This is a genomic window from Mycolicibacterium vinylchloridicum, assembly GCF_013404075.1.
GTDB classification, from domain to species: domain Bacteria; phylum Actinomycetota; class Actinomycetes; order Mycobacteriales; family Mycobacteriaceae; genus Mycobacterium; species Mycobacterium vinylchloridicum.
The window spans coordinates 1-4,166 of record NZ_JACBJQ010000133.1; the positions used below are offsets into that span (position 1 = coordinate 1).

Below are 4,166 nucleotides of genomic sequence, written 5' to 3' on the forward strand. Positions count from 1 at the left end.
AACCGAGCGGAGTTGCATCCGGTTCGACTTAAAGCAACTTCCTGCTAACTGTGAAGTAGCAACAACTTTGGCCGTACCACTGTCTATTATCCACGACTACTACAAGACTGAAGCGCGGAAACAGGTGTTGCATTTGACGTACTAATGATGCATTCTATGCAACGTGGTTGAAGGGTCTGATTTGGCGGGTGCTGCGCACCTCGTGTTGGTGCCAGGGGTGACCCATCTGGACCCGGAGACCGCGGTGTTCGAAGCCATGCTGGAGGGTTGGGCGTTGCAGCAGCGAACGCGATTTCTCAAGCACTCGACGATTGCGTCGCGTCTTCAGTTGGCGCGTCGTGTCGCGGAGTTCGTCAACGAGTACCCCTGGCAGTGGCAGTGCTCCGACGTCGAGGCGTTCATCGACAGTTGCCGCCACCGCCCCGTGCCGATCGTGGTGTCGACCGCGCGGCTGTACGAGACCACGCTGCGAATGTTCCTGCAGTACGTGACTGATCCCCGCTATGGCTGGACCGCAGAATGCGTGCAGCGCTTCGGGGTGGCGCCCACCCAGTTGCTCCACGAGTGGAACACCATCGTGCACGTCACCGACTACGAAGGAGATCCGCGTCGACGTCCACTGACCTACGACGAAATCCAAGCCCTATTCGACGCAGCCGACGGGCGCGTCGAACAGATCCGGGCCAACGGACGAAAGGGCGGCTTGGCAGCCATGCGAGATGCTGCTCTGATCAAGACGATCTACGCGTTCGGCCTGCGTCGCCGCGAGGCGTGGGGTCTGGATCTCGCGGACATGCGGCACAACCCGAAGGTTCCCTCGTTCGGACGCCACGGCGCAGTGTTCGTGCGGTGGGGCAAGTCATCGCGGGGGAGTGCACCCAAGCGGCGCACCGTGCTGACGGTCCCTGAGATGGACTGGATCGTCCCGGTACTGGAGCAGTGGCGCGATGAGATTCGACCAGCTTTCGGCATCGGCGCGCATCCCGCATTATGGGTCACCGAACGCGCTAGCCGTATCTCGCTGCGACGCATCAACGAGGCGTTCACCACTGCGCGTGATGCCGCAGGACTGCAGCCGACATTGGATCTGCATTGCCTGCGCCATTCCTATATTACCCACCTCATCGAATTCGACTATCCGGAGAAGTTCGTCTCCACTCAGGTCGGGCACACCTTCGCCGCCACGACCGCGATCTACACCGGCGTTTCAGACGAGTACCGCAACCGGATGCTCCGCCGATCGCTGAGTCGACACTCCGCGCTCTGGGAAGGGGACGATGCGTGAGGAAAATGACCTATCAGTGGAAGCTGCGCCAACTCATGGCAACCCGCGAGATGTATGCGACCACCGACCTGGTGCCGCTGCTGGCCGAGCGGGGCATCCACCTCTCCCGCGAGCAAGTCTTCCGCCTCGTCACTACCGTGCCACAACGCCTAAGCCTCGACACGCTGGCGGCGTTGTGCGACATCCTCGACGTCGGCGTCGAGGAACTCATCGAGATCACCGCTGCCAGCACACAGGTCCCCAAGACGGTGGGGGAGACACCAGTGACCGCGCCGCCGGTGCGCCGCACCGTCATCCGGCGCCCACCAGGATCGTGACCCCAGCAGGTGACACCAAACGGCGGTAAAAGCTCTGGTCAGATCACGGCCCTCTTGGCTGATCGACTGCCTGGTGCCAGCCGCGCCCGATTGACCGCCCACGTGGACAGCTTGAACCTGACGGCGGCGCACGCAACGGGTCTGCTGCGGCACCTGAAGTCGCACCCGGACGCGTTAACCTCCGGATCAGCCACTGGGCCGGCCGCACTGCGCGCCTTGCTGGATGTGTTGGCCACCGAATATCCCGCCGTGCAACCCGTCCGGTGCCACGGCTGCGGAGCGCAGAAACGATTGCCCTACCGCCGCGACGGTGCGAGCATCTGCGGAAGCTGTTACCGCAAATCTCATCTCAAGGTCTGCGTGCGCTGCGGTGAACTTGGCTCACCAGCCCGCCGTGACGGCGCAGGCATCGTGTGTGTCCGCTGCGATCGTCATGATCCATCACGCAACACCGCGTGCACCCGATGCGGCACCATGGCACGGGTCGCCTATCGGGTCGACGGGAAACCGTTCTGTCAGACCTGCGGACCGCACAAGCTTGTCACCTGCTCGTCCTGCGGCCGGGAGAATCAACGCACCCACGCGCTCACCAACGAAGGGGCCATCTGCCCCCGCTGTTACCGACGTGGCCGTACGCACCAGTGCCATCAGTGCGGCCGCGTCACGGACCACGCCCGTGTGGCTAATCGGGCCGCCGGCACCTGGATCTGCTATCGCTGTTGGGTACCGCCGACCGCGACGTGTAGTGGGTGCGGTCGCCTCAGACCCTGCACTGGAGGAAGTGCCTCCGGCCAGCCGGTCTGCTCGACCTGCCGGGCCGGACCGCGCCGACCCCGACAGTGCGCGATCTGCGAACACACGAAGGCCATCGCGGCGGTGCTGCCGTTGGGAGGGGTCTGCGGACCGTGCGTGCGGCAGCTGCGACGACATCCGCGGCCCTGCACCGTATGCGGGCATGTCCGCCCCCTCGTCGGAGTTGGCGACAGCGGAGCCGGGGTGTGTGGACTCTGCTCCGGCGACGGGCGCAACTGGACGTGTCATGACTGCGGCCGAGTGGACCTACTCCTCGGCGGCACACAGTGTTTGGCCTGCACCGCTAAGAGACGGGTCACCGACACGTTAACCGGCCCCGACGGTCAGATCGACGATCAACTTCAGGGGCTCTGGCACTATCTGGTCGTCGACAACACACCGGAACAAACCCTCGAAGTCATTCGCGGTACAGAATGGATGCGGATACTCGGTGAGCTCATCGCCGCGCAGCGTCCACTTTCCCACGAGGTGCTCGACAAACTTCCCCCGGGCAATCCGGTGAGCCACCTCCGCGTAGTCCTCGAGCACACAGGGGTAATCGAGCCCCGAGACAACGACCTGGACTCCCTGGACGCATGGCTGCATACCTTCCTCATCACCGTGCCCCGCGAGGAACTTCAGACGCTGCGTACGTACGCTCAGTGGTCGGTGCTACCGCGGACCAGACGCCGCGCAGCACGGCACGGTGCTACCGCGAACACGCCGAAGTACGTCAGGACGCGCATCGAGACCGCCGCGCACTTCTTGGCCTGGCTGCGCAACAACGACCGCACCCTTGCCGAGGCCACCCAGCACGACGTCGAAACGTGGATCGAATCGGGGACCAGCACGCGCCGCCGGCTTCGGGACTTCCTCAAGTGGACCCACGCCCGCGGGTTGAGTGCCGCTTTGCACGTGCACTGGCTGGGCCGGGAGGGACTCGCCGAACACGTCCTCGGTGACGACGACCGCTGGACTCTACTGCGCCGGTGCCTGCGCGATGACAACCTCGCGCTGCACCTGCGGGTGGCGGGCGCGCTTGTCCTTCTTTACGGGCAAATCCCGACCCGCATCGTCGAACTCACCGTCGACCGCATCACTACCAGCGACGCCGACACCTATTTGGCCCTACGGGATCAGCCCGTCCTCCTGCCGCCCCCACTTGCCACGCTGACCCTCGAGTTGGCCAACCTCAGCGCCAGCCGACAGCCAAGCGCTCGACCAGAGGCTTTGGCGTGGTTGTTCCCCGGAGCCCGGCCCGGCAGCCACATCTCCGCCGGCCGACTCGCGACTGCGCTGACCAACAAGATCGGCATCTACGTGCGCCCGGGGCGGGGCGGCGCACTCAACGCACTCGCCGCCGACCTACCGGCCCCCGTCCTCGCCGAGCTCCTCGGCCTATCAATCGCCACAGCCACCCGATGGACTGCACTCGCCGCCCGCGACAGCGCCGAATACATCGCCGCCCGGATCGCGGCACCGCCACCATGATCGGTCCGTGGTATGCGTAGGCCGCCGCCGAACCTCAGAGCTACTGTCGCCGCTACAGAGCTGGTGGGCGAGGCGGCGCACGGAGAAGTCGGCCATCATGGGCGGCCCGCCATCCCTCCGCGGGCTCCCCAACGCCGTCCTCCTCGATAGCCCCGAACTGGAAGAGCTATCGGAGATTGATCGACGAGACGCATTTAAGGTCAGTTTTGTCCTGGCCCCGTGCTGTCTCAGAGCGGCGGCGAACGGCCCTCAGGAACCACCAGAACGTCGCGATCTGGGAG

At 64.9% G+C, this 4,166-nt stretch carries 3 protein-coding genes; all 3 read left to right on the forward strand.

Features of this window, described 5'->3' with window-relative positions:
• Nucleotides 1-163 precede the first annotated feature (163 nt).
• The 3 genes from HPC46_RS33855 to HPC46_RS33865 all read left to right on the forward strand — a co-directional run bounded on the left by HPC46_RS33855 (nt 164) and on the right by HPC46_RS33865 (nt 3,885).
• On the forward strand, nt 164-1,285 hold the full coding sequence (locus HPC46_RS33855) for a tyrosine-type recombinase/integrase (protein ID WP_179476359.1): 1,122 nt from the start codon (nt 164-166) through the stop codon (nt 1,283-1,285).
• Nucleotides 1,286-1,290: 5 nt separating this feature from the next.
• Nucleotides 1,291-1,602, forward strand: a complete 312-nt coding sequence (locus HPC46_RS33860) for a helix-turn-helix domain-containing protein (RefSeq protein ID WP_179476361.1) — start codon at nt 1,291-1,293, stop codon at nt 1,600-1,602.
• 1,053 nt (nt 1,603-2,655) lie between these two features.
• Nucleotides 2,656-3,885, forward strand: a complete 1,230-nt coding sequence (locus HPC46_RS33865) for a hypothetical protein (RefSeq protein ID WP_179476360.1) — start codon at nt 2,656-2,658, stop codon at nt 3,883-3,885.
• Nucleotides 3,886-4,166 lie beyond the last annotated feature (281 nt).

Excerpts from the sequence above, each read along its gene's own strand:
- HPC46_RS33860 (WP_179476361.1), top strand. The coding sequence starts at position 1,291 with ATGACCTATCAGTGGAAGCTGCGCCAACTCATGGCAACCCGCGAGATG.